Consider the following 855-nt stretch of genomic DNA (forward strand, 5'->3'; position numbering starts at 1 on the left):
ATCTTTAGATAAAAATGAAACATTACACTTTGATCCTGTGCCTTTAGAAGATAAGGGCTTTGTGGTGACTGATTTTAGAAAAGGGAAAAAGGGAGAAAAAAATATAGATTTAAGCTTTCAAAGAAGCATAGCTAAAATAAAAAATCCTAATTTAGTTTTGCAAAGCCCTAAAGAATTCCTACAAGCTTTAAATGAAAATAGAGATTTTACAGAAGATGATAAAAAAGAGCAAGCACAAGCTATCCAAGAAGCTTGTGAAAAAAAAGCAGATGAGATGACTAAAATCTTGCTTAAAGATGATAAAAGTTTAAAAGATATTATCACAGATAAAGAAAAATTAGAGGAACAAATCGATAAATTACGAAAAATTCCAAACAAATCACCAAAAGAACTAAGCTTACTGGGCAGACTTGAATTTTTACAAAGAAATCAAAAAAAAGTTAAAGAATATAAAGACATTATAAAAGATCTTCAAAACTCTCAACAAGCTAGCAATAGCAAGCAAGATGATGCTGATGATGATTTTTCAGATAGTGGAACAAACAGCACCACCCCAAACCAAGAAGAACAAAAAAATAAAAATATCAATTCTAAAGATATAGGAGATGCAGGAGAATATGCTGCTTCTATGCTTTTTACTAAAAGATCAACTAGGTATTTATCTAATAGAAGAAAACTAGATGCTAATTTTAATACTAAAGGTTTTAATCACACTATACCTGATTTTTTAGTAACCTTAAATGATTACCCTACTTTAGTAGAGGTTAAAAATGTCCAAGATCAAGCTTTAACAGAACAAATAAGCTTTGAACTAAAACTTGCTAGAGAATATGAACTTGATTATTTATTTTTATG

At 28.9% G+C, this 855-nt stretch carries 1 protein-coding gene; it reads left to right on the forward strand.

Annotation, left to right across the window (positions count from 1 at the left end):
• The coding region (locus ACOTVC_RS08900) for a putative toxin (RefSeq protein ID WP_421628387.1) at nucleotides 1–855 on the forward strand (855 nt) is incomplete at both ends.

Source organism: Campylobacter sp. GB48 (genome assembly GCF_049221845.1).
Classification (GTDB): domain Bacteria; phylum Campylobacterota; class Campylobacteria; order Campylobacterales; family Campylobacteraceae; genus Campylobacter_D; species Campylobacter_D lari_C.